This window comes from Akkermansia sp., from assembly GCF_020860705.1.
GTDB lineage: Bacteria > Verrucomicrobiota > Verrucomicrobiia > Verrucomicrobiales > Akkermansiaceae > Akkermansia.
This window is the reverse complement of the sequence record NZ_JAJBTT010000049.1, coordinates 24,473-48,894: the sequence shown is the minus strand read 5'-3', so window position 1 is coordinate 48,894 and position 24,422 is coordinate 24,473. Positions and strand designations below refer to the sequence as shown.

Annotated in this window: 17 protein-coding genes; 12 read left to right on the top strand and 5 right to left on the bottom strand. The window is 48.4% G+C overall.

Going from position 1 to position 24,422, the window contains the following annotated elements:
* The first annotated feature begins 202 nt into the window (after positions 1-202).
* Complete coding sequence (locus LIO64_RS11480; protein WP_290549586.1) at positions 203-562, top strand: DUF2513 domain-containing protein; 360 nt, start codon at positions 203-205, stop codon at positions 560-562.
* Between the two features lie 459 nt (positions 563-1,021).
* Here the strand turns inward: LIO64_RS11480 and LIO64_RS11475 are convergent, their stop codons facing one another.
* Positions 1,022-2,011 carry a helix-turn-helix domain-containing protein gene (locus LIO64_RS11475; protein WP_290549585.1) on the bottom strand — a complete coding sequence of 330 codons (990 nt, stop codon included), beginning with the start codon at positions 2,009-2,011 and terminating at the stop codon, positions 1,022-1,024.
* 129 nt (positions 2,012-2,140) lie between these two features.
* On the opposite strand from LIO64_RS11475, the gene LIO64_RS11470 reads away from it, so the two are divergent.
* The 3 genes from LIO64_RS11470 to LIO64_RS11460 all read left to right on the top strand — a co-directional run bounded on the left by LIO64_RS11470 (position 2,141) and on the right by LIO64_RS11460 (position 6,034).
* Entirely contained in the window at positions 2,141-3,250 is a 1,110-nt protein-coding gene (locus LIO64_RS11470) for a hypothetical protein (RefSeq protein ID WP_290549584.1), read from the top strand.
* Between the two features lie 302 nt (positions 3,251-3,552).
* Positions 3,553-5,070 carry a hypothetical protein gene (locus LIO64_RS11465; RefSeq protein WP_290549583.1) on the top strand — a complete coding sequence of 506 codons (1,518 nt, stop codon included), beginning with the start codon at positions 3,553-3,555 and terminating at the stop codon, positions 5,068-5,070.
* Positions 5,071-5,122: 52 nt separating this feature from the next.
* Positions 5,123-6,034 carry a DUF2971 domain-containing protein gene (locus tag LIO64_RS11460; protein ID WP_290549582.1) on the top strand — a complete coding sequence of 304 codons (912 nt, stop codon included), beginning with the start codon at positions 5,123-5,125 and terminating at the stop codon, positions 6,032-6,034.
* 1,000 nt (positions 6,035-7,034) lie between these two features.
* Here LIO64_RS11460 and LIO64_RS11455 read toward each other — a convergent pair.
* Positions 7,035-8,555, bottom strand: coding sequence for a M60 family metallopeptidase (locus tag LIO64_RS11455; RefSeq protein WP_290549581.1), 1,521 nt, complete (start codon positions 8,553-8,555; stop codon positions 7,035-7,037).
* A gap of 850 nt (positions 8,556-9,405) precedes the next feature.
* Here LIO64_RS11455 and LIO64_RS11450 point away from each other — a divergent pair.
* Entirely contained in the window at positions 9,406-10,662 is a 1,257-nt protein-coding gene (locus tag LIO64_RS11450) for a DUF2254 domain-containing protein (RefSeq protein ID WP_290549580.1), read from the top strand.
* Between the two features lie 665 nt (positions 10,663-11,327).
* Here LIO64_RS11450 and LIO64_RS11445 read toward each other — a convergent pair.
* A complete protein-coding gene (locus LIO64_RS11445) occupies positions 11,328-12,542 on the bottom strand; it encodes an AGE family epimerase/isomerase (RefSeq protein WP_290549579.1) in 1,215 nt (404 codons plus the stop codon).
* 721 nt (positions 12,543-13,263) lie between these two features.
* On the opposite strand from LIO64_RS11445, the gene LIO64_RS11440 reads away from it, so the two are divergent.
* The 3 genes from LIO64_RS11440 (at position 13,264) to LIO64_RS11430 (ending at position 17,077) form a co-directional block, all read left to right on the top strand.
* Entirely contained in the window at positions 13,264-14,442 is a 1,179-nt protein-coding gene (locus LIO64_RS11440) for a sialidase family protein (protein WP_290549616.1), read from the top strand.
* A 452-nt stretch (positions 14,443-14,894) separates the two neighbouring features.
* A complete protein-coding gene (locus LIO64_RS11435) occupies positions 14,895-16,481 on the top strand; it encodes a hypothetical protein (protein ID WP_290549578.1) in 1,587 nt (528 codons plus the stop codon).
* A 260-nt stretch (positions 16,482-16,741) separates the two neighbouring features.
* Positions 16,742-17,077 (top strand): multidrug efflux SMR transporter, encoded by a 336-nt coding sequence (locus LIO64_RS11430; protein WP_290549577.1) that lies wholly within the window; start codon positions 16,742-16,744, stop codon positions 17,075-17,077.
* A gap of 66 nt (positions 17,078-17,143) precedes the next feature.
* Here LIO64_RS11430 and LIO64_RS11425 read toward each other — a convergent pair whose 3' ends face one another.
* On the bottom strand, positions 17,144-19,078 hold the full coding sequence (locus tag LIO64_RS11425; protein WP_290549576.1) for an NAD(+) synthase: 1,935 nt from the start codon (positions 19,076-19,078) through the stop codon (positions 17,144-17,146).
* 330 nt (positions 19,079-19,408) lie between these two features.
* Between LIO64_RS11425 and LIO64_RS11420 the strand changes: the two genes are divergently transcribed.
* On the top strand, positions 19,409-20,164 hold the full coding sequence (locus tag LIO64_RS11420; RefSeq protein WP_290549575.1) for a class I SAM-dependent methyltransferase: 756 nt from the start codon (positions 19,409-19,411) through the stop codon (positions 20,162-20,164).
* Between the two features lie 53 nt (positions 20,165-20,217).
* Here the strand turns inward: LIO64_RS11420 and LIO64_RS11415 are convergent, their stop codons facing one another.
* A complete protein-coding gene (locus LIO64_RS11415; protein ID WP_290549574.1) occupies positions 20,218-20,619 on the bottom strand; it encodes a hypothetical protein in 402 nt (133 codons plus the stop codon).
* A gap of 490 nt (positions 20,620-21,109) precedes the next feature.
* On the opposite strand from LIO64_RS11415, the gene LIO64_RS11410 reads away from it, so the two are divergent.
* The 3 genes from LIO64_RS11410 (at position 21,110) to LIO64_RS11400 (ending at position 24,418) form a co-directional block, all read left to right on the top strand.
* Positions 21,110-21,889: a protein phosphatase 2C domain-containing protein gene (locus LIO64_RS11410; protein WP_290549573.1), complete on the top strand. Its 780-nt coding sequence runs from the start codon at positions 21,110-21,112 to the stop codon at positions 21,887-21,889.
* A gap of 282 nt (positions 21,890-22,171) precedes the next feature.
* Positions 22,172-22,942 (top strand): LamG-like jellyroll fold domain-containing protein, encoded by a 771-nt coding sequence (locus LIO64_RS11405; RefSeq protein WP_290549572.1) that lies wholly within the window; start codon positions 22,172-22,174, stop codon positions 22,940-22,942.
* Between the two features lie 69 nt (positions 22,943-23,011).
* On the top strand, positions 23,012-24,418 hold the full coding sequence (locus LIO64_RS11400) for a LamG-like jellyroll fold domain-containing protein (protein ID WP_290549571.1): 1,407 nt from the start codon (positions 23,012-23,014) through the stop codon (positions 24,416-24,418).
* Positions 24,419-24,422: the final 4 nt, after the last annotated feature.

Sequence of the window (24,422 nt, the reverse complement as noted above, 5' to 3'; positions counted from 1 at the left end):
TGGCCTATTCCTATCAAATCCATATAGGGCAATCCATGAGGTCTTATGAGTAAATTCCCTTGGATATATATTCAGAATAATTCCCTGTAGTCGCTTATAAAAAATAGCGGAATGCTTCGCTTGCTAAGATACCGGAAGGATACTCGGAAATTGTCTGTAATCTCCTTGTCTTTCTTCTCAAAAGATTTATGATCAGAAAATCATGGAAAGAAATTGGGACATAATCAGGCTTCTATTAATGCAAATCGAAAAAAACTCACCGGAAATTGAGTCGAATTTATCAAAATATGATGAAGAAAATATAAAATACAATGCTAAGCTTCTCATTGAATCCGGCTATATGGAAGGGAAGCTTATTAAAACTTTAGGCCAATATGAATCGGGTGTAGCAACAGTAATGATACAAAATCTGACAATGGAAGGTCATGATTTATTAGACTCAATGAGAAAACCTCAAATTTGGGAAAAAATGAAAGAAACAGCAGTAAATAAAGGAATTGATATAACTTTTGATACAGTAAAGATGTTGTTTTCTTTTGTAACTCAATCGCTCCTTTCTTGATTGAAGTCATGGTAGTCTGATTCGGTTTTTATCAGTCTTTATTACTCCGAGCAATTTTCTCAAAACACTGTCTCCCATTCTCTCCATATCCATTTTATGTAAAAAACATGCCCTGGACAGCTGTCTTGGAGTATATGTTCCCAAAGCCGTATGGGATAAACCAGGCTCCGTCATGGGCAAATTCCTTGGGATATGTATCAGGTATACGGGTAAAAAGATCCTCTCTCCATTATTTTATATATACATTGTATGAGACCATTTTTTGTATCATGGAATTGTTATCAGCATATTATGAAAACAGAGGCTTGTTTTTAGCCCAAAGAAGCAGAAGAAGACAGTAACTGACTTATTCCGAATAATTCTCCAGAATCATTTGTAAGAATTAGCAGAATGCTCCCCTTGTTATAATACCAGACGGATATTCGGGAATTGTCTGTATGTCTTCAAATGCATTGATAATTAAATTTCCTTGTACCAGATTTTTTTACTACCGAATTCGAATGGTTTTCCCAGCAGAAACATGCAGTACTTCATCCATCCAGTGTTGTTGCGGCTAGATTTAAAGTACTGACTTTTTATAAAATCCCTGTCCTGCAGTGGAATCGGGTCATTTTCCTTGATTCTCAATTCATCCAGTTTCCGCCTGATCTGAAAGTAATAAATATGTCTGTCTTCTTCCGTCAGTTTAGAACACCATTCAAAGAATTCTTTGCTCCTGTATAAAGTGACATTACTGAAAAGTTCTGATTTCTTGACGGGATTTTCAGAGTATTCATTGTAAATCCATAAGGCATCTGACGACAGATTTTCAAGAATAGTGGCATCGCAATAGCCCCGAATGAATTTCTTTTTGGAAGTTCCATACTCTCCTCCTAAAAGAAACAGGCAATACCTCTCCCATCCTATTCCTGTGTTTTCGAACTGAAAACCTATGTATTGATTCCAAAGAAAGGAACACTCTGAGAGTTTGGTTGCATCATCCTCCCCGATGCTTAATTTTTCTAATTGCTGTCTTACGTCAAGCAGGTAGATGAGTTTGTAGGTTTTTCCAACCCGGCACCATTCTAGGAATTCCTTACCCTTGTACAGATCCAAATGATCGGGAAGATCAGGAACCCATTTTCCTGGTCCTTGGTATGATGCTCTCTGTTTCCTTACCCATTTCTGCCAGGTGGAGAGCTTGGACGGATCAAGAGGACGCCTACCCCTCTTATTCTCCCTGTATTTGATAGGTCCTTCGTTCAGGTAATTATCGATCCATCGGTAGATAGTCGCAGGACGTATTCCCAGCTTCTTTGAAATGGTTGGAACAGAATTTTCCCTCTTATAGAGCAATACTGCTTTCCTGCGGAGTTTTTCCCGTTCTTCCGCAGTCAGTTTTCTGGTGTCCTGAATATCCGCCGGGACAAATGGACGTTTCCTTTTCCTCATTTTTCTGTGGACAACCATACGGAGAACAGAAGAAATAATCAATAAAAATACTATTATATGCTTATAATAGGTGATTTATGATAACATAATATTTCTATAATAAACGTGTACTTAGGGAAATTGAGAATTTCCTAAAGCTACATGGGTATGAAAAAAATAAAACATACTCAAGTTCAAACAAAAATTGGAACAACCAATACACGCGTTGTTAAAATTATTATCAACAACTCCAATCTCATCAAGGCCAAACAGATGGCCGAGAAAATTGGGATGCTCAAAAAAGACATGAAACAAGTAGACTCCGAGAACTTGTTGAACGCCCTACCTCTAGTCCAAGAGAACGGAGAACCGGCTCCAATACTTCCTTCCAAGAAATACGTCTACTTCACCATCCCTGTCAACAAGGTGAAGCACGACCTCTATAGGATGTTGTTCAATGCCAACATCAAGGATGGTTCGCTCAACAAGAAAACCAGGGCAAAAATCACCCCTGTATTTGAAGAAGCGTTATCCAATCTTGGTATTGAGGCTATATGGGTACCCTCCTATGTGTTGAAGAAGAACAACACCAGTTCCCTATTCAAAGCTGAAATCAATGCGCCGGCGTTCAATCTGCTCATTGAAAACGCAAGGAAGAGAAAACCAATAGGCAAGACGGCCTTCATTTCTGAAATTGCCGATAAGCGTTTCCGTAACGCATACAGCAAAAATGACGAGCATCCCCGGGTATTCAACATGTTCACGCAAATGCCTTCGTCCATCAGGCAGCATGTATTCAAAAATGTCTATGGAGTCGACATGGTGGAAATAGACCTGACCAATTCCATTGTCCAGTGCCTCGCTTCACATGGAAAATGCGTCAACATGCTTCAAGCGATCAAAACCAATACGCTTCTTCCTACAGATCAAGGCATGAGGGATGAAATCAAGGAAAAGCTTCTGACATGGATATTTTCCCTGGTTTCAAACAACAAAACAAACAGGTGGATTACTAGATGCAAAAACCAATTGAGGGAATTCCTCACTGACGACTACTTCGACGAAATGGAATCCTTCATCAAAGCGATCGACGATCTGGAATCTCCCCATACTCTGTTCCACTACGAGGATATACTCCGGGAGTTTTGCAAACAACATTCCGTTTGCATCAGTCTCCATGATGCCGTGTACATACCGGCAGACAGGACTGATCTGATTGATTCGCTCAAACGAACCCTGGACAAACACAAATACTACTACAAGGTTAAAGCCCTCTAGGATCATCCCGGAGAACGGCACGGATTCCCTCCTTCACTGGGGGGAATTTTTCCGTTTTTTATTTCCCCAGAGAAATGATAAGCGTTTGTGATGAATAACTTACACAATACTACCCCCAAAGTATCCATTTTCAGCCCAGTGAATTCGCTGTTAACCACTTATACTCAATAATTCGAGGGTTCGAATCCCTCCCTGTCCGCCATCAATTTTTCACCGCAATATATTCGTAATGAGTATATTGCGGTTTTTGTTTATAGGAGAATGGGGAAGAAATGGGGAAAATTTGAAGAAAGAAACTGGACATGCATAAGAAGTATGTTAATGATCTAGGAAGAATGAAGATTTATTTTTCTGATTTTTTTGAAGTGTCTCCTGATATTTTAGAAGATTATGGTGCTTTCAATATTTCACTTATCAATGATCTACCATTATTCATTGACCCCTTCCTTCTTTTCAATAGTGGGAAAGAAGAATACAAAAAATTGCATGAAAATATAATAAATTATGTTTTATTTCTAAAAAATATTTCTAAGAATGGGATAAGTAATGGCCTAATTCAAAGCCTTTTTAGATTTCCGGAAGTGAGACAAAATTGGCTTGGTTATAGTAATACTGGTAACAAGGGAAGTGGATTAGGAAAAAAATTTGCTCTTGCCTTAAATTATAATTTGGTACATGTCTTTTCGAATTTTGGAGACGAAAAGATATCTCAAGGAACGCACTTAGAAAAATTATGTCTCATAGATAGCGGAGTTGGAAAAGATAATATTAGTGATTTTTCGACTAATATGATAAAAGAATTTTTATTAGAATATACTCAAAAATTTTCTATAGAAAACATAGATGAAAAATTTTTAAGGACATTCTGTATTCCAAAAGTCAAATTCAATTATTCTACAATGACATGGGCTCAAGCTTCTTTTATACTACCAAGCTTTGAAAATGATTTTGTTATATTAACTCCTAAAGATATTCTCACAAAAGACGATTCATGGATAAACAGAGCTGATACTCTCCGCAATTTTGATGATATTTTAAGTAGCGTGCCAAACGAAGAATTGCGAGCTCATATGAATCAATATTTTATAGATCGACTTCCAAAAATATCAGATAAAGAGCCTTCTAAAAAAGAAGAACAGTATGCACTCACAGGATTATTACAGAGATATCCTGAATTTCTTGATTATTATATTAAGTTTAAAGAGTCTGAAGGATATAGAGCAGTTTCTTTGAGTGAAGAGAAAGTTAAAAATACAGAACATACATTTATAGTAAATACAAAAGAACTCGTTAATATACTAGAGAATACAAATTTTTATAAGATAAATCCAAATTCATATCAGGAATCATTACAAAGAATTTTTTACCTTAAGCATGTTATTGAAAATAATGATGGATATCGTCTTTTTTATGTGAATGGGAAACCTATAAAAAGGGAAAAAGATTTACAAATTATGTTTAAATTAACTTGGTACGCAACAGGTTATGACGTTAATGCAGAAGTTAATAACGGGAGAGGCCCTGTTGATTTCAAGATATCTCATGGATTTTTTGATAAAACACTAGTTGAATTTAAATTAGCTAGTAATTCAAAATTAAAAGATAACCTAGCTAAGCAGGTCGAAGTATACGAAATGGCTAATAAATCAAATGCATCAATAAAGGTCATACTATATTTTAATATCGAAGAATTAGAGAAAACGAAAAGGATTCTTCAAGATCTTAAATTAGAAAAATCGGAAAATATTATATTAATTGATGCCATGAAAGACAACAAAATATCAGCATCAAAATTAACCGTTAATGACAAATTTAGATAAAATATATAATAGGTTTATTTTGTTTTTTATAACAATCTCATATTAATGGATTATGTTATCTTCTCCTCAATCTCTTTTTCAGTATATGGCCCCACAGGGTGCGAGAGAAGCGCTAAGTAAGCAAACGTTTCGTTTTACAAATCCACTAATATTCAATGATTGTTATGAAGGTTGGGCAAAAAGCATAGAAATAACAAAAGAGTATGTAGCGGAAAACATATGTAAAGAACACTTAGCGACAAATCTTTATTTGAAGAGAAAAATAATAAAATTCATAGATCCCTTGATTTATAAAAAGGCAAATGAATGTAATGATATAAGAGAATTTATTATTTTATTGAATGAGAATAAAAATCATTATATTGATGGATTGTATAATGCCATAAAAAAACATGTATTATCTAATAAAATAATACACGCTGATCCATCAACCGCATATGGAGGTATTTTTGATATCCGAGTTACGTGCCTTTCAGAGAATTTTAATAATCCACTTATGTGGGGGCATTATGCACAAGCTGGAGAAGGGTGTGCTTTAGAATTTAGCTTCAAACAGTTATCTAATTTTTGGAAGAAAGGTTTATTCAAAATTATTTATACTAATTCTCTTCCAAGCATACCGAGCATTCCTTCAGATGATGTTTTTTCCATTATAAAGCGTATTCAATATAAAGGTATTGATTGGTCATATGAGAACGAATGGAGAATATACATTTCTAAATATTTGATTAATGCACTTAAACAAAACCCTCCTATCGATTTACCTAATGATAGTTCCTCTGAAAATCATTGCGATCTGATGTATCGAGATGCGAAATGGTTAACAGCCGTTTACATTGGTCCTAATACAACGCTTACATTTCAAAAAGAAATTCAAAATATTGTTGCTCAAAATTTTCCTGAAGCAAAGTGCTACATAATGGAGAGAGATCCAGAGTACTACGCTTTTCGCATAAAATTATAATCCACTTTATTTCCTCTTCTTCATCGGTACTCCTCACTATTCTGAACAATTTTCACAGGAATCATTTTAGGATTAATTACTTCCTATATTTTTTTTGAAAATGCCTTCATACAAAGCTGATTGACCTTGGAAGTCATGGAATCTGCTCATCCATAATCATACATTTGGTAATTCCTCCATTTATTATATTCATACATCCAGTGAGACCGTTTTTCTAATAACTTATTCGTTTTCTTATGCTTGCGAATTTAGGAAATTTCCCAGGAAGTAATACATGGTATACTGTGGTATACATTTGAAAACTCTCTCTTTATCTTTAATATACATTGTATGAGACCATATTTTTATAACTTGCTCATTACAATATATTTGTAAATTTTAAACACATTTTTTTAATCATTTTTTACTCTCCATTACTCCATTGTATATGATCTCTTGAGGGATCCATGTTTGAGGAAATACAGATGGTAGTATATGGAGAATCATCTATACGCAGGTTATTTTATTCTGAATATCCCCAGAATTGATTGTACGGATTTTACGGCAGTGGTGCTTAGGATTTCCTACTTTTAAAATAATTTCCGTAGAAAACAATTTAAAATTAATTTCTCTAAGCCCTTCTATTCCTTGATATTTCAATTGATGGAGAGAGACTCATGAAATCAAGGAAAAATATTTTTTGAAAACTGCTTTGTACCAAATATCCGTGAAGGAAATGTTTCGTGATCTCAGCCAGTAGTAAGAGATTAGTTATGGCGGGGTGGGGTATTTTTTGAATAGTGCTAGGATTGGCTGTAAGAATTTTAGCCCGGGAGTGGGTATTGCTACACGCAAAACTGAAAAATGCCCGCAAAAAATAATTTTGCCTTACAAATAGCTAAATAGACTTTCCTCTTTTTCTGTTTCATCCATTTTCTAATGGAGAAAAAGTTTCCCTTTTTTACTAAGGAACATAGTTACCATGACCTTTATAAGGAATAAGTAGATTTCTCTAGTAACTTTATTCGCTTATTCCGGTGATGTCAGTTTTAGGTTTTGTGTAGTCTTTATCGACAATCCATTTTTTCGTTTCAGTCACCATTTCGGGAGTGACGGTGAAATCGTAATTAGCATAGTCTCCGATATGGAATTGGCCGGTTTTGAAGAAACCCCATTTCTCGAAGAAATCAGTCAGGTCAGTTTTCGTGACGTCGCAGCATGCTCTGATGAATTCGAACTGGTACTTGATCGTTTCATTCCCCCCGTAGTTTCCCGCGTTGTTGCGCAGGTATTCCATCACATCAGGGTAGAAGTCGGGATGTCCGTTTTCAATAAAATAGAGATGGAGTTGCCATAGTGGCACCAACTTGTTGAAGACATCCTTTGATTGCAGGTAGGCGATTTTTCCGTCGATGATTTCCTTACGCGCCTTGTCGTAGGCACCCTGGCGTTTCAAGCGGCTTTCATTACCCGTTTTGGCGGCGGCTTGCAGGGAGAAAATATTGTTGCTGACCTCCGTCATGCCGCCCCAGGTCATCGGGCGCATTTGCATCACGTGGCCGACTTCGTGGGAGAAGCCCCAGCAGGCGTCGCCTTTAAGGACGTTTTCAGGATCGGTTACCATTCGCATGGTGCCATTGTCTCCCAGGTAGGCGACTCCATCACCGTCGCGGAACATGTAGTAGTTGAAGTTCACACGGGCAAAGACACGGTTTTTCGGGATTTTGCCGTATTTCTCAAGGCCCATCAGCTGGTATTGGATGCCTATCAGCTTGTCGTAGGCGTTGATGAGTTCAGTGCCGCGGTCCCTGGTGAATTTTTTCAGGAATTCGACAGGGTAGGCAACCTGGATGTATTTTCCCCGGGCATCCATGATCGGAGAGACGGCCTGGTCAAGCAGACGCACCCAGTCTTCATTGGTGTCGCCCCGCGTGGTGTCAAAGTAGCCGTTGACTTTGCCCGTTACGAAATGGATGGGGATTTTCGGCGCGTTGCCGGCATCGTTGGTGAAGTAGCTGATGTAGGCGTTGGCGGGTGTTTCTACATCAATGATATTGATTCCTTCCTTCAGGGGTATCTGTTTTTTGTGTAGTCCCCAGCCATTGGGATCCTTCGTCGGCTGCACGCCTTCGGCGGGTTTGCGCATCAGGTTCGGGAGCAGGAGGCTGATTTCACGTCCAGCCGTTTTACCGACCAGCACGACGTGCTGGCCTTTTTCCAGATAGACGCCCGTCATGTTATCGTATTTACTGAACCCTTCCCCGATTCTGAGATTTTTTCCCGTCTGGCGCGGTGAGGGGAGAGCCTGATATTCGGCATACAAGTAGTCCGGCTTGTAATTGCCTGCGAGGATTTTGTCCGCGAGATTTTTCATTGCCTCGGACTGGAAGGCGGAAGTGTCCGTGACATCCTGCTTCAGGGCCGTGCAGGAGGCATCCTTGAATAGCTGGAGGTCGTTGCCGATGCTTTCCGGCATGTTGGCGGCAAATATGGATGCGAGCGACAACAGGGGCAGGGAAAGGAATGAAATGATTCGATTCATGATAACGTGGGGAACGGGTGATTCTACGATGTTACAAGTTACACTTTCCGTTTTCCTCTTCTTTCACCATTTCTCTTCTTGCTGGCAAACGAAAAAATCAACCCGCTTCAACGAAAGACCAGCCGACTTGATGAATGAGAATGCTTCTATGTTGTATAGCGGGTCTTCTTTTCGGGTGATTTTTGTTTTTTAAAGGGTTCCATTGTTTTACTCCATCGCTTTCCCATACTGCGATAGCTCTAATGAGGGTGTTCGTGACGGGGACGCTTAAGCTATTTGATCAAGCTCTCCTGAAATTCTTCGACATCGGCATAGAGCTTCCGCCGCGCGCCTTCCGCAATATTCTTTTCCTATGATCCGTCAGGATGGATTTTATTTTTCATTCGTATTACTGATAGAAGGAGAGCACATCGTTGTTCTGAATAAGGGCTACCTAATTGCGGTGTTTCTCCATATAGAGAAAGCGGAGGCAACGGAGCCATAGGTTTCTACGGGCATTTACAGGTAGATTCTGCCTGCATTTTTGAGTTTGCACGCATAGAGAGAGTATGGCACAGCAGGGAACCTTGCTTTTCCCAGCCGTTTTTAAACGGAGTCGGTCTTTTCGGAGCGAGTGAAAGCTGTTTTGAGTTGCTTACCTTGATGAACTCTTCTTCCGGCTTCAGAAGCCGTTTCCTGCGGTTTTCCGGTACGTGGTGTTTCCCGGATGCGGATTTCCTTTTTGATGGGGCCGCTGTAGAAATGATCAGCTTCTCACTCTTCTTTGAGAGTCTTATTCTTGAACGGAGAGGCTTGGATATTGTTTTAACAGGAGAGTAGCCTTCAGCTGTTCTTCCAATCCCAGCTTCTGATGAAAGGGTCCTTCATTTTTCAAATCAGGTTATTGTTTTTACGGGCCAACAAGCTTCTCTGGGTCAAGGCGACCTATTTTGCGCTGCTGGCTATTATTACGGCTATTGCCTCAATCTACCTGGGGGAGTTTGTTCCGTTTGATATTTTTCAAAAGATCGGCCCCGATACGGTTGATATGATTTTGAACATCCTGGCTTCAAGCATGCTGGCCGTGACTACTTTTTCCCTGACAACCGTGGTTTCCGCGTATGCCGCGGCCACGTCAAGCGTGACGCCCAGGGCTACCAAATTGCTGATGGAGGATTCCACGGCCCAAAATGCTCTTTCCACGTTCATCGGTTCCTTCATTTTCAGCCTGATTGCGATTATTTTCCTGAATTCCGGCATGTATGACCAGCGGGGAAGGGTTGTGCTGTTTGTTGTCACCCTGGGAGTGATTGCCGTTATTCTGGTCACGCTTATCCGGTGGATCGAGCATTTGTCCAGGCTTGGCCGGGTGGGTGAGACTTCGGAGCTGGTGGAAGGAGTAACGGAGAAAGCATTGCTGGCACGGGCCAGGGATCCCTACCTGGGAGCCAATCCCCTAGTTGACAAGGAACTTGATATTCCGGAAAACGCCGTCCCCGTCAGAAGTGATGAGATAGGCAATATCCAGTATATTGACGTGGAAAAGCTGGACCACCTTTCCAGAGACAGGGATCTTGATGTTTACGTTGTTTCCCTACCGGGGGATTTCGTCTCCGCTTCCTCCATTCTGGTTTATGTGGATAAACCGGTATCCCATGAGGCCCTGCGTCAGCTGGCTGGGGCTTTTGTCATCGGTCATGAACGCAATTTTGAGCAGGATCCCAGATTCGGGTTGTGCGTGCTAGCCGAAATCGCCGCCAGAGCCCTGTCTGCAGCCGTCAATGATTACGGTACGGGTATCGACATGATCAACCGGGGGGTGAGGTTGTTGACGAAGTACGCCCAGGAGGAACGCCGTGCCGACGTGAAGCACGAGAGGATCTGGGTTCCCCCGGTGACAGTAGCACAGTTGTTTTCCGATATTTTTGCCCCCATTTTAAGGGATGAAGGGGGAATCATGGCTATTGATATCAAGTTGATGAAGGCTTTTGCTGCTCTGGGGAAACTGGATAGCGAACAGTTCAGGGAGGAAGCCCGGAAGTATTCCCGCCAGTGTTACGAACATGCTGCCGGAACTCTTCTTTTGGACGAAGATAAAAAGGCATTGAGAGCCTTAATGATTGAGTAAATAGATGTTATGTTCCGAATATGGAGAAATGTTGCAGACACCCCCGATTCAGGGATGTTTCTCAATCTGAGAAAGACGGACTGGATTGAATATGTTTCGTGAAGTTCCGGTTTCATCAAAGCGCTGGTGAGAGCGTATTGCCCGGCTTCTTCCCCTTAAAGATGACCGACGGAAGAATAGAGGGAAAAGAGAATGGCTGAGGGAGGCATGGATGGTTTTTCCGGTGCCATTTCCCTGCCTTTCAGTTCGGAAAGGGGTTTCAAGTTCATCCGGCACGGCTTGCCAGGAAGTGTCTTATCTTTTCCTGCTGGTGAAGGCTTTTTATCTGGAAGGAACGCCAGAGAAGGAAGACCTTTTTTCAATCGGAATAGCCGGGGGTTGCTGATATGAAGAAATGATTCCTTCTGGAATAAGAGCCGGAGAGAGGAATAATTGTCCCTTGCGGGCAGGCAGCAGATATTTTATTTCCTTCCTGTTTGCTTTTAACTGAAAAGAGATGAAACCATGTGACAGGTTTCATCTCTTGACGACGGATACATAACCGTTTCCAGATAGTCTGCATTCCGGTTAAAACGGGCCTGGAAACATTTTTCCGATGAGACCAGGACCGTTTTTTCCGGAAAGAGAGCTTATGCCGATTGCAACCCCCTTTTCGGGAACGGTATTCAAGCCTGCATTTTCGCAATGCGTTCAATCAGTTCCATGCACATGCGTCCGTTGTGGTAGGGGCCTTTCCAGGCGTTTACCCGGAATTCATTATCCCCATCCTGGGCATCCAGGTCTCCTCTGGAGAGCCATTCGCGGAATTTGCCGTCGCTATGGTCGGAGATGTAGTTCCTGATGTAGTCCACCACATTCATCGTGAGTGCCAGGTATTTGGGATCACCCGTCAACTGGAAGGCATTGAAGAAACCGATGACCGCTTCGCTCTGCACCCACCAGGACATCTGGCGGTCTACAAGCCCGTGTTCGTTGGCTTCTGCATACAGGCCTCCCGTGTCCGGGTTGATGCCGTCCGCGCACGCATCGGCAATCCGGACGGAAATGGGTTTGCATTTTTCCACCAGTTCCTTGCCTCCGTATGCTTCTGCGGCTTCCGTCAGCAGCCATGCCCCTTCAATGTCGTGGCCGAAGGAGAAGAGGGTGTCCGTCGACTTCCAGTCGTCGGTCATGTAAGGCTTGTAGTGGAAGTATTCCTGGTCCAGCAGCTTGTTGGTCATGATGTCAATCAGCTCGCCTACGGTTTTCCTCAGCTTGGGATCATCATCCACGAGCATCAGGGTCGTATAGCTTTCAATCATGTGCAAGTGCGTGTTGAGTGCCTTGGAACCCAGGGAAGGGTCCGGAATATTGAAGCTGTCATCCCTTCTCTTCCAATCCTGCGTGAAGGTTTCAAAGTATCCCCCGTGTTTGGGGTCCAGGGCGTGTTTTTCCAAGGCTTCATACATGTCCCGGGCCAGCTTCAGGCCGTCTTTGCTGCCGCTCGCACGCGTCAATTCCGCTCCTCCGTAGATGATGAAAGCAATGCCGTAGGGGTATTTCGACTCATCGACGGGGTTGCCATGGGCGTCCACCACCCAGTAGGCTCCTCCGTATTCCTTGTCCACAAAGTGCTCCTTGATGTAGTCCTTCGCGTGGTTGGCCATTTCCAGGTAGCGGGGATCCTTCAGGAGACGGTAGGCGTTTGCAAAAGTCCACATGAGCCTGGCATTGAGCACGATAGAACGGTCCGCCTCCTTGACCGGTTCCAACGTCCTCAGCACGGCTCCGTAAAAACCGCCCTTGGGGTCGTAGTCATAATTGATATAAAAATCCAGGATATCTTTCAATTCCTGTCTGGACCATTCATCCAAAGATTGCAATGTTTCCTTAGTTTCCATCGTATGTCTTTTGTTGCATTTCATGGGCATCACGTTTGTTGCTGCCCCCCTGTTTCCCGGTTGCGAGTATATGGTCAACGGGAGTTCTCCACCCGGGCGGAAAAGAATGCACGCTGCTGCATGCATCATCGTTTTTCGTTTCCCATGAAAGGGTTTTCGCCGGGACTGGGAACATGTCATATCTGCATGTTCGTATCGGTTTTGACAGGCTGCCATATTTTCATGTTGAGAGTATGACCTCTGCACGAAAGGTGCCATCAGGGAGAGGCTCCTTGCCGCAGGGTTTCTTTTAACACATGTTCAGTGCGTGCATGACCGGAACGGCACACGGAGGGATTTTCCTTTGTTCCGGGGATGGATTATATTCCTTTTCGATTTAACGATCAGCATGTTTTGGCAATGTTTCATGGTGCATGTCTGGTTGTTGCCGCTGTTTTTTCACACTCTGAAAATCCTGACGGCCAATTCCCACAGGAAGATGGAAAAGGAGCGCGCACGATTATTGAGTCATGAATTCCGCGAAAGACCTGTTTTGTCCCTGTTCATTCTTTTCCCGGAGCGCGCGTCAGGGCCGGGAAGAGGTTTTGGAAAGTCGAACTGAGTTGTCCTCATTATCCAAGGGTCCCTCTGGTCTTCACATCGATTCATGACATGGCTGTTGTCTGGAAGGAGGAAATGGAATAGGGTGAAGAAAATGATGAATTCCATATTCAAGTGTTTGATGAGTGCCGTATGCGCTGTGACGTTGCCGGCATTCGGTCAGGAGGAGAAGGCGGATTTTCCCACGGACAGGGCTGTGACTGTGTTCAGCGCCGGGCAGGGAAATCCTTATGCGTCCATCCGCATTCCTGCGCTGCTCAATATCGGGAAAGGGCAGCTTCTGGCATTTGCGGAGGGACGGTATAAGAATACGGACCAGGGGGAGAATGACATTATCATGAGCGTCAGCAAGAATGGCGGGAAGACCTGGTCACGCCCCCGCGCAATTGCCAAGTCGCATGGGGCCACGTTTAATAATCCGTGCCCGGTGTATGACGCCAAGACCGTAACCGTCATCTTCCAGCGTTATCCTGCCGGGGTCAAGGAGCGCCAGCCCAATATTCCCCAGGGATGGGATGACGAGAAGTGCATCCGCAATTTTATGATTCAGAGCAGGAACGGCGGTTCTTCCTGGACAAAGCCGGAGGATATCACGAAGACGACCAAGCGCCCTGCCGGCGTGGATATCATGGCTTCCGGTCCGAATGCGGGAACCCAGTTGAAGAGCGGTCCTCACAAGGGGCGCCTGGTCATTCCGATGAACGAGGGTCCCTTCGGCAAGTGGGTGATTTCCTGCATTTACAGCGATGACGGCGGCAAGAATTGGAAGCTGGGCCAGCCGACCACGAATATGAAGGGCATGGTGAATGAAACGTCCATCGCGGAGACGGATAACGGCGGCGTGGTCATGGTGGCGCGCCACTGGGGCGGAGGCAATTGCCGGCGCATCGTGTGGTCGCAGGACGGCGGGGAAACGTGGGGGGAAGTGGAAGATGCTCCAGAGCTGTTTTGCGACAGCACCCAGAATTCCCTGATGACGTATTCCCTGAGTTCCCAGACTGCTTACGGAAGCAAGAGCCGCCTTCTGTTTTCCGGTCCCAGCGCCGGACGCCGCATCAAGGGACAGGTGGCCATGAGCTATGACAACGGCAAGACCTGGCCGGTGAAGAAGTTGCTGGGTGAAGGCGGTTTTGCCTATTCCAGCCTCGCCATGGTGGAACCCGGCGTTGTTGGGGTGCTTTATGAGGAAAACCAGCCGAACATCAAGAATCTGAAATTCGTTCCCGTGACCATTGAATGGCTGACCGACGGAAAGGATACGGGACTGGCTTCCGGAAAAAAGTCTCCGACGTTGAAATAGGAGTATCGGGACGCAACGCGCCTGATGCAGGGGGATTCGCCAAGTTTGGCAAGCCTGGTTTGCCGGCTTGTTTTCAGCCGGGGAGAACGTCCTTGCAATGAGGGCAACACGGCTTTTTTCCGCATGGAAATGAGCGTTGCGGTATCAGGACTCCGTCAACGTGTCCGTCTTGGCGTTTGCACTGTTTTTTTTACCGTTTCTCCAGGTCTGCGGATCATACGGGAAGCTCTTTTTCCGGAAGGGAGGAAAGGCTTCCAGTCCTTTTCTCCCCGAATTGTTGTTGATGTGCTGCCGGAATCTGGAGCATGCCGGCAGCGTGAAGGGAGGGCGCATGCCTCCTTTGGGCCGCTTTCTTTCGATTGACGGGACGAATGATTGGAAAGTTAATAAATTCCAGTGTACAAGAGGCAGTTATATTTGTTAAATAAGCAGGTACCCAACTCCGTTTGTTTATGGAAAATTTGATTAAGATCATTTGTCTGATGGCAGGTTTGCTGGCAGGGTTCACTTGTGCATGCAGGGGAGATGCTGCTTCTTCCTCCGACACCCTGGGCGTCCTGTCCGTAGACACTCTTAAGTCTTCCCCGCTGGGAAAAACATTGGAAGAGGTGGAACAGCTTTACGGGAAGAAATATTTTACAGCCTCCTGGGACAGCAGCGGGAAGATATGGATTTTCAAGGATTACAGTCTTCTTGTTTATTTTCAGGGACCTGAAAAGATTGCCCATCATCTTTCCGTTTGCGATGGAAAAAGAGCGATGACCCTATCCGAAGCTTCACGGTATATCATGAACCATCTTCCCAAGGGATATTCCGTAGTGAGGGAGAGAACTTCCAATGCCAGCCAGTCCGTCGTATTTGAGTCGGAGAATCCCATTAATCTGGCCTCTACCGGAGCGTGGACAAGCAAGCCCGGCTGGTATTGCCTGGATTTCTGGAATGCGCCTCTCAAAAAGGAGGCCACTTCCCTGGAATCGATGTGGACCCCGCGGGAGGAAGAGACGGGAGGCGCGGTGAAGAGAACGGAGGAACAAATGGCCGAGCTGCGCAGCAGGCCGCGTCTGGGAATGACGCTGGAAGAATTGAAAGCCCTCTGGGGCGAAGGCCAGTTTCGTGATTTGAGGAGGGCGCCCAGTACTTTGGACGGGAAGAATAGTAAAAATGACCGGGATTATACCGTTTTTTCTTCCATTGTTCCCCAATGCACGGCCTGGCAGTGGCTTTTTCCGGCACCGCAGAATTTATCCATTACAGCCGTCATGTGGAATGGCAGGTGCGTGGGGCTGGATCTTCGCCGCAAGGGTGGATTCACGGTAGCTGAGGCTATTGAATTGGCAGGGGAAATTGTTCCGGGAATTTCCTTCGCACTGCCATCCGTCAAAGGTTCCGTTTCCTGCACCCTGTATTCCCGGAATTTTGAGCAGGGGTATAAACTGCAGAACTGGGCGGACAAGGGTTATTTTGAGTTGAAATCTTCACTTCTGGTAAAGAAGCTTCAAGCCCAGCGCCTCCGGGATCAGCAGGCCGCCGCCCGGACACTTGCCGCCACCCTGAAGGAGTCTGCGGACAGGGAGAAAAGGCCCTTGATGGGACAGACGCTGCAAGAGGTAAGAAAGATCCTGGGAGGAATGGGACGGGAACTCCAGGAACGGTGGTGGGAGGAACGCACCTGGCTCTGGAGTTACCCCAGCCATGATCTGGGACTCCTGGGCTCTTTCAAAAACGAGGAGGGAAAACAGTACCTGCACCATCTGGTGGTGGTGGACCGTATGAAGCAATTGAACCTGAATTCCGCCTTGATGGTGGCTTACGGGGCCACAATGCCTTATGGCTGGTCCAAGCTTTCCCCCCAGCAGCTCAAGTCATGGTTTAATGTTAAAAGCCGTGATGGCCAGCAGAGGTTCCTCATGAAATGGTACAAGGACGCCCGTACAGGCCCCAGCCTGCACCTTGTTGATGATCTGGCCGAACGGATGGCCCAGCAGAGAAAACAGCAAAAGGAGGACAGGAAGCTGGATGCTATTAAGAATCTCTTATGACGGCGGGCTGATGGCGTTGAAATGCGGATACGTCTTTGACGGGCAGTAAATGGAAATGGCGCAGGTTGGAAAAGGCTGCGCCACGTTTCCCGGCAGCTCGCCCGGTCTGGTTGTCCAGAGATTTCCTGTATGACAGGGTGAAGATAGTTTGCCTGCTTGATTCCGGGGCGCCCGCAGGTACCCTGCAAGGCATCCGTTGCCCCTGGAGCCTGCCTATCCGGGAAGGCCGGCAAACGGAAGACGATTCCTACTTTCAGCATATGTCCTGGATTTATCTGGTGTTGGCCGGTCTCTGCGAGATTGGATGGCCTCTGGGTTTCAAGCTTTCCCAAGCGCCTGGAACGGGTTCCGGCAGGTTTGCCGCCTGTATTGCCTGTTCCGTGCTCAGCATGGCACTGAGCGGTTTTCTGCTGTGGCTGGCCCAGAGGAGCATTCCCATAGGCACCGCTTATGCCGTGTGGACGGGCATCGGCGCTCTGGGCACCTTCATGGTGGGCATTATCTGGTTCGGGGATTCCTCTAACGTCTGGCGCATGCTGGCAGCCACTTTCCTGCTGATCGGCATTGTCGGGTTGAAGCTGGCTCCCGGGCATTGAACACCCTTTGGAGCAAGCAGAGCCGGCTGGGTGAAATCCGGCGTGCGGCCATCCTTCCGGAAAGGATCAGTGGCGGGAAATGCCTTTTTCCCACACGGTTCCACAGGCGTCTGAGGGCATGCGCCAGTCGCCGCGCGGGGAAAGGGAGATGGTGCCTACCTTGGGGCCGTCCGGCATGCAGCTGCGTTTGAACTGCTGCTGGAAAAAGCGGCGGATAAAGATGCCCAGGCAGCGGCGGATGAAGTCCGGCCGGAATTCGCCGCGGAAGGCGTGTTCCGCCAGATGCTGGATTTTATCCGGCTGGGCGCCGTACTTGATGAAGTGGAAAAGGAAGAAATCGTGCAGGTCGTAAGGCCCCAGCACGTCTTCCGTCCGCTGCTCAATGGTGCCGTCGCCGGATGGCGGCAGGAGTTCCGGGCTGACGGGGGTGTTGTTGATGTCAGCCAGGGTGGCGGCCAGTTCCGGAGACGATTCTCCGGCAATATGTTCAATGAGGCACCGGATCAGCGTTTTCGGAATGGAGCAGTTGACCGCGTACATGGACATGTGGTCCCCGTTGTAGGTGCTCCACCCCAGGGCTATTTCAGAAAGATCCCCCGTTCCTACAACCAGCCCCCCCGTTTTGTTGGCCAGGTCCATCAGGATCTGCGTGCGTTCGCGGGCCTGCACGTTTTCATAGGTGGTGGTGTGCTCGGCGGGATCGTGCCCGATGTCCCTGAAGTGCTGAAGGCAGCATTCGGAGATGGGGATTTCCCGGAGTTCCGCACCCAGAAGGCTGCACATGTCCACGGCGTTGCCATGGGTCCTGTCCGTAGTGCCGAAGCCCGGCATGGTGACGGCCAGAATGTCCGAGGCGGGGCGTTTCAACGCCCGGCAGGCGCGCGCGCAAATGAGCAGGGCCAGCGTGGAATCCAGCCCGCCGGAGATTCCAATGACGAGCCGCCTGGCCTGGGCGTGCTCCATTCTTTTGGCCAGCCCCGCCGTCTGGATGGCGATGATTTCTTCACACCGTTCCCGGCGGTGTTCCGGGGAAGGGAGGAAGGGCCTCGCCGGATTGAAGGCGTATTCCAGGCCGGGCGCAGCGGGAACTTCCTCCGGCAGGGTCACGTGCAGGGCGTTTCCGGAGGCGGCAAGGGATTTGCTGTCATTGAAGGAGCTTTCGGAAAGGCGCGCCGCCGCCAGCCGTTCAAAGTCCACGTCCGCCAGGATGAGGGTGCTTTCCCTCTTGAACCGCTGGCCCTCCGCCGCCAGCCTGCCGTTGTCCGCAATGAGAGAGTGGCCGCCGAAGACGGTGTCCATGGTGGATTCATGCACGCCTGCGGAGGAGAGGACATAGGCGCAGAGGCATCTGCCGCTCTGCTGCTTGACCAGTTCCCTCCGGTAAGCGGCCTTCCCCGTGAGTTCCGTTCCCGCAGAGGGGTTGAACATGGCCCTGGCTCCCTGAAGAGCCAGCGTGGAGCTGGGGGGAATGACGCTCCAGAGGTCTTCACAGATTTCCAGGCCGAAGCTGAAGGGGGAGGCTTCTTCACGGAAGATGATTTCCGCGCCGAACGGAATGCTTGCGCCGTTGATGGTAATTTTCTTCGGTTCCGTTCCCAGTTCCCTTCCGGAGGTGAATTGGCGTTTTTCGTAAAATTCCCGGTAGTTGGGGAGCACGGTCTTGGGAACCAGCGCCACCACGCGGCCGGATTGAACTACCGCCGCCGTGTTGTACAGGGCGTCTTCATACAGGAAGGGAAGCCCCACGACGGCAATCGTGCCGGAACCTTCCGTAGCTTCCGTAAAACGGCGCAGGCCGTCCAGGGCCGCTTCCCTCAGACGCGGCTGGAAGAAAAGGTCTCCGCAGGAGTAGCCCGTGATGCTCAGCTCCGGAAAAACGACGGCCGCCGCGTGTTGCTCCGCAGCCTTCCGGAATCCTGCAATGAGCTGGTCGACGTTGTAGTCCACGTCAGCTACGCGGAGCTGGGGAACGGCGGAGGCGAGTCTGTAATATCCGAACATGGGCGGAGCAGTCTGGAAAATGGAACCCGCAGAGAATCTTTTTCCCGGAATCAGAATGCCATCCAGGAAGGGCGGGCCTGTTCCGGATACTAAAAGCTTGTGAAAGAGTTGTAAAGCCATCAGTGGGGATGGGGGGCCCGCCGGATGTCAGGGGCATGGAGGCGAATGAGGAAAAGGGGATCCCGGCAGTATGTCTGCAACGGGCCGGACGCGGGCGACAGGATTCACTCCTCTTTCCGAAATCCGGCGGGAAGACGGTTTTTCATATTCCGGAGACGGAATGGAAGCTGGAACGGCGGAGGAAAAGAGGCAATCATGCCTCCAAGCCTGATGGATCACACCGACCGATTTACCGGGAGAGCCGGGGCCTACGCTCAAGGGAGGCCCGGATATCCCCCCGCTGTTCTTGAACTGCTGGCGCAGGAAACGCGCCGGGAGAGTCCCCGCCTGGCGGACATAGGGTCCGGAACGGGCATCCTGTCCCGAGCCATGCTGGAACGCGGCTGGACCGTGTACGGCGTGGAGCCTAACGCCGACATGCGCCGGGAAGCGGAACTTTCCCTGAAGGATTTTCCCTCCTTTCATTCCATTCCGGGAACGGCAGAGCATACGTTCCTGCCTTCCGGATCCGTGGATATGGTTGCGGCGGCGCAGGCGTTCCACTGGTTTGACGCCGCTGCGTTTAAACGGGAGTGCCGCCGCATTCTGGCCCGTGAAGGCAGGGTGGCCCTCCTTTGGAATTCAAGGCTGGAAGATAGTCCTATAGTCCGTGAGGAGGGAAATATTCACCGGCTTTACTGCCCGCGTTTTTACGGGTTCAGCGGAGGCCTGGCCGAGCTGGCGGACAGGATCGGGGAATTTTTTGATCACCGCTTCCGGATTTTCCGTTTTCCAAATGATCTGGCCTATACGCGGGAACAATATCTCCGGCGCATGATGTCCACGTCCTATGCCCTGATGGAGAAGGATGAACAGCGTTCCGCCTGGCTGGATGCCCTGAACGGACTGTTTGACCGGTTTGAGATGGATGGCCGTGTAACGGTTCCGAATGAAACCGTCGTGTATGTAGGAGGCCGCCGGGGGTGAGCCTTCACGGGCTGCCTCCGTGGCGCTTCAGGATAGGAGAAAAAGATCTCCGGCTAGGAATTGTAGAAAAAGATGAAAACCACAATCCCCACAATCAGCAGTCCGACGATGACGGAGGTATAGTAGTTAGTTTTATCTACATCCAGAGTCCACTCCCCTTTAAGATGGGAAAGGTCTTCTCCGGCAGCATAGCGGGAAAAAAGGTCCCGGAGCTGGGAGTAGTTCAAGTCCTCGGGAGCCATGTAAAGCTCCCTGTTCTTCCCGTCGGCAAACGAGATTTCGCAATGGTAGTTTTCCGGGGAATTGCAGACGGCCTGGAGAAAATCATCTCCGCGGCTGCAAATGATAAAAGCCTCCGTGTCGTTTTTGATGGCGGAAAGGGCTTTTTCCTTCGTTTCGCAAGGATCGCCGGACAGATCCCACGTGACGGGCGGAAAGGGTGAGTCAGAGTTCATGGAATAAGAGAGATAGCTAAAATATGAAGGGCGCGTTCTCAAAAAGCCAGTAAAAATGAATCCCCGGGTTCATTTCCATGGAAGAACTGGAACTTCCATGCAGGAAATTCCTTTTTCCCATGGATTCATGGTGCCTTCGGCCATTTTCGGCAGGTATTCTCTCCCTGCACAGGCCGCCCATGAAAGATGAGATAAATTCCATCTTACTGTCCGGAATCCCATGGAAAATTTCAGAAGCCATGCATGCCCGCGACAGGAAGATGACGGTCAACGATGGCCATTTCCGGTTCCATGCCAGCCTGGCGCGTGTTCTCCCTTTTTCCCGTTCAGGTTTTCCGTCAGACCTTCAACCATTTTTCTGCCTCCGGGAAGGAACGTTTTTTCATGTCCTTGTGAGGAACAACCTGTGGAGATGCAGGCCCTGGAATTTTCTTTCACGCTATTCTTGCTTTATCCGTGAGCGTTTTCCGTGCTACATTCGCATACCGCCATGACGCAGCAGCCTTTTTCCCAAGAACCTTTTCTGGTTTCCGGATTGCACGGGGACCAGATTCTGGGCGCCCGCAGCAACCAGCAGGATTCTTTTTCCATTCTGGCCGGGGAGGATTCCCTGGTGCTCGTCCTGGCGGACGGCATGGGGGGCTACACTGGGGGAGAGCTGGCCAGCCGCGCGGCTGTGGAAGGTTTTTCCCGGGCGTTTGAACGGGAAAACCGCTCCCCCGGAAAAAGGATGAAGGACGCTGTGACGGCAGCCAATGAACAGGTGCGCGCGGTCAGGAAAAAAAGGGGGAAGGATGATGAAATGGGCACCACGCTGGTAGCGGCCTGGATAGGACCGGAGGGGCTACGCTGGGCCAGCGTGGGTGATTCCCTTCTTCTGCTGATCCGGGAAGAAAAAATATTTCTGCTCAATGAACTGCACCAGTATTCCGCAGAGCTGGAACGCCTGGCGGCTGAAGGCGCCATCAGCCGGGAGGAAGCCTTGAGCCATCCTTCCCGCCATTCCCTGACTTCCGCCCTGATGGGGAAGGAGGTGCCGCTGGTGGATTTAAGGGAAGAATGCTTCCCTCTGCTTCCCGGAGACCGCCTGTTGGTCGCCAGTGACGGGGTAGGCCCCTACCTCGATTCCCTGGGGCCGGCGGGAATGCGGTATTTGTCCCTGCTGTCCGCGGAGGAACTGGTGTGTTCCGTGCTGGATGGCATCAGCAGGGACGGCGCTCCCAACCAGGACAACGCTACGCTGATTTGCGCGGAAATAACGAAAGCGTGATTCTGTTTTTCCCGGGGTATTCTCTTTACTTTTTTTCGGTTGTGATCGGATTTCAAATCCGGAGTCAACGAAAAAATCTGGGGAAAAGTTTGTTAGGGGTAAGGGGAACATCGGGATAACAGGGATTGTGCAAATCAACAAAATTTTTCTGCTGCTCCTATCACCTTCATATTTCCTGTCATGCGCATTTTTGATAGCGGCATTGACTTTATCCGGATTTGAAATCCGTTAAAGGGATGAATCGCTATGAGAATATTACTAATGATTCTATTAACTACTGGCATGGCTTCTATGGGAGTTTCTCATGCCGCTTCCCTGGCGGCTCCTTCTTCCCTTCAGGAGGGGTTGGTAATCAATATGGGATTTGATACGGTTGCGAACGGCTACGACAGCTATACGGGCTATACGGGCGGCGTTAACGCGTGGGGGGGCTCCGGAATCGCGTCCGGCGGAGCCTTTGGAAGCGCGGGGTATTTGAATTTGAACGGGACTGCCGGCGCCCACCCGGGAACCGCCGCATTAAGTGCGGCCAATATCAGCGCGAACAATTTTTCCGTCAATTTCCAGTTCAAGGATGTTTCCTTGAACGGCAATTACGTGCTGCGCATGACGACGGACACCAACCGTACGTTCCAGTTTGAAACCATCGGCAATTCCATTCAACTCTATGTAAGTTCCTCCCAGGGGAATTTTTATGTAGGCAATGTGGGGACGCTGACTGGCAATACCTCCAATTGGCAGAATTTTACGATGACGGCCGGAGACGGAATTATTTCCCTGTATCTGGATGGCACGAAAACAGCCACTTACAACTTCGGCGGCACCGATCTCGGAAACCTCAATTTCTTTCAGCTGGGCTGCGGAAATGAGGGAGTGAGTGCAGGTACGTTGAAAATGGATGATTTCAGCCTTTGGAACAGGACCCTGAACGCAGATGAGGTCCAATTCTTGTCAGACCATCCTGCGTCCGCCCTCATGGTCCCGGAAACTTCCACGGCAAGCCTGGGTGTGCTGGGGCTGTTTACCTTGCTGTGCCGCCGCAGGAGGGGCTAGGAATCCGTCTCGGGCGGTTCGCGTCATTTCCTTTACTTGAAGGGGTCGGGATTCATCATCGCCTTCATCATGAAAAAGCTGTTGTTTCTGTCCGCGGCGTTCTGCCTGTGCAGCCAACTGCATGGAGCTTTGTCCACCAACCAGTTGATTTACCTGCTGGATTTTGATTCCCCGCAAATCCCGGAACGGTACATTGCCGGCAGCGGCAATGTACCAGCCACACAGGAATATCCCGTCATGATTTATCCGGGCAGCCTGGAATATCATGAAACCGGGGGAGTAGACAATTCCGGCTATGTACGCACCAGAGGAGGGACGGGGGACAGTCTGCAAATTTTCAATGGGAACGGCCTTCCCGTTTCCTGCACGGATTTTTCCATTTCATTCCATGTGCGTCACTATGAAGGAGGGTCCGCCCTGCTAGCCCTGGACGGGGCTACCGTCAACAACGGCTGGACGGTGTGGGGGGCAGGAGGAACTTCCTCCACTTCCTGGAAGGACGAATCCGGCAATTCCAGCGCTCAGTCTCCGGCTCTTCCGTCCGGGGAGGAATGGCAGTCCGTCGTCTATTCCGTGAAGAATAAGACGGTGAACCTTTTTATTAACGGCAAACACAGGGGAACCTGCACGATTGTCGGTAATTTCCCGTTTGCTCCCCGCTTCCGGCTGATCGGGCTGGGATGTACGGGAAACAATGCCAATGAGTCGGTCAAGGCTGATTTTGACAACATTGCATTGTGGGGAAAGGCAATTACCACGGAGGAAGAGGCCAGAGCCCTGATGGAGGCCGTACGTCCGGACAGGCTGGATCCCGCAGATCCTTCCGCACCTCCCGTTGACGTATATCACAGAACGTGGAATTTCAATGAGATGGAAGATTGGGCCCATATGAACCAGAACACCCCTTATGATTCCAATCCTAATCCGGAGCCGAAAACCGTCACGGAAAACGGGATGCTGGCCATTCATGTGCGCAAGGGGACGCAGGACCGCCGCAAGGTGCTGACCAGGGATAAGATTTACACCACGGGGCGTTACAAATGGCGTCTTTACCTCCCCAAACTGGATAAGTGCGGAAGAACGAGCGTGGGAGCATGGATTTACTGCGACGACCAGCATGAGCTGGATTTTGAGATAGGTTCAGGCACGCAGGCGGAGAGAACCCGGCTGGGCGCCGAGGACGATGATTTGGTAGTGGCGATGACTTCCCAGGCCAATCCCTACGTATCCGGCAGGCAGCTTGTTAAAACGGGATGGCACACGGTGGAAATGGATTTGACCCTGGTCAACGGCAATTATGAGGTCAAATGGTTCATAGACGGTGGACTCAGGCAGACCCAGCGGCTGGCTTTCGGGACGGCTTTTTCCTTTTACATCTATTGCAGCGTGGAAAATCTCGGGTTTATGGGAGACCATCTTCCCACCCAGGATAACACGGCCTATTACGACCGTGTGGAATATTATTACCATCCCTGATTCC

Bases quoted from the DNA above. Each gene is read 5' to 3' on its own strand.
- LIO64_RS11420 (WP_290549575.1), top strand. From the start codon at position 19,409: ATGGATCACACCGACCGATTTACCGGGAGAGCCGGGGCCTACGCTCAA.
- LIO64_RS11445 (WP_290549579.1), bottom strand. From the start codon at position 12,542: ATGGAAACTAAGGAAACATTGCAATCTTTGGATGAATGGTCCAGACAG.
- LIO64_RS11430 (WP_290549577.1), top strand. From the start codon at position 16,742: ATGTCCTGGATTTATCTGGTGTTGGCCGGTCTCTGCGAGATTGGATGG.
- LIO64_RS11435 (WP_290549578.1), top strand. From the start codon at position 14,895: ATGGAAAATTTGATTAAGATCATTTGTCTGATGGCAGGTTTGCTGGCA.
- LIO64_RS11400 (WP_290549571.1), top strand. From the start codon at position 23,012: ATGAAAAAGCTGTTGTTTCTGTCCGCGGCGTTCTGCCTGTGCAGCCAA.
- LIO64_RS11455 (WP_290549581.1), bottom strand. From the start codon at position 8,555: ATGAATCGAATCATTTCATTCCTTTCCCTGCCCCTGTTGTCGCTCGCA.
- LIO64_RS11465 (WP_290549583.1), top strand. From the start codon at position 3,553: ATGCATAAGAAGTATGTTAATGATCTAGGAAGAATGAAGATTTATTTT.
- LIO64_RS11470 (WP_290549584.1), top strand. From the start codon at position 2,141: ATGAAAAAAATAAAACATACTCAAGTTCAAACAAAAATTGGAACAACC.
- LIO64_RS11415 (WP_290549574.1), bottom strand. From the start codon at position 20,619: ATGAACTCTGACTCACCCTTTCCGCCCGTCACGTGGGATCTGTCCGGC.
- LIO64_RS11410 (WP_290549573.1), top strand. From the start codon at position 21,110: ATGACGCAGCAGCCTTTTTCCCAAGAACCTTTTCTGGTTTCCGGATTG.
- LIO64_RS11480 (WP_290549586.1), top strand. From the start codon at position 203: ATGGAAAGAAATTGGGACATAATCAGGCTTCTATTAATGCAAATCGAA.
- LIO64_RS11450 (WP_290549580.1), top strand. From the start codon at position 9,406: ATGAAAGGGTCCTTCATTTTTCAAATCAGGTTATTGTTTTTACGGGCC.
- LIO64_RS11405 (WP_290549572.1), top strand. From the start codon at position 22,172: ATGGCTTCTATGGGAGTTTCTCATGCCGCTTCCCTGGCGGCTCCTTCT.
- LIO64_RS11440 (WP_290549616.1), top strand. From the start codon at position 13,264: ATGAGTGCCGTATGCGCTGTGACGTTGCCGGCATTCGGTCAGGAGGAG.
- LIO64_RS11425 (WP_290549576.1), bottom strand. From the start codon at position 19,078: ATGTTCGGATATTACAGACTCGCCTCCGCCGTTCCCCAGCTCCGCGTA.
- LIO64_RS11460 (WP_290549582.1), top strand. From the start codon at position 5,123: ATGTTATCTTCTCCTCAATCTCTTTTTCAGTATATGGCCCCACAGGGT.
- LIO64_RS11475 (WP_290549585.1), bottom strand. From the start codon at position 2,011: ATGGTTGTCCACAGAAAAATGAGGAAAAGGAAACGTCCATTTGTCCCG.